The following is a 262-nucleotide window of genomic DNA, read 5'->3' on the forward strand; positions in this document are numbered from 1 at the left end:
TTCACGGGCACCCAAGTGACCATCATCTTAGGTGACGGCACTGAGCTGAAAGACGTGGCGGTTGCGAACGACGGCAGCTTCCAAGTGAGCTTACCGGCGGGTCAAACCGACTTCACAGTGAAAGTGCAGACCACGCAAGACAGCATCTTCGAAGGCGATGAAACCTTCACCGTGACGGCGAAGACGCCAACGCAATCGACGGCGCAAATGGGCACAGTCACGATCCAAGACAACGATGGTACGCCAACAGTGACGGGCGTGA

At 56.9% G+C, this 262-nt stretch carries 1 protein-coding gene; it reads left to right on the top strand.

The window, feature by feature from the left end; all coding sequences use genetic code 11:
• A partial coding sequence (locus AB4653_RS12800; RefSeq protein ID WP_372104336.1) for a Calx-beta domain-containing protein occupies nucleotides 1-262 on the top strand: 262 nt, incomplete at both ends.

Origin of the sequence: Vibrio sp. 10N.222.48.A3 (assembly GCF_041475345.1) — a bacterium.
Classification (GTDB): Bacteria; Pseudomonadota; Gammaproteobacteria; order Enterobacterales; family Vibrionaceae; genus Vibrio; species Vibrio tasmaniensis_A.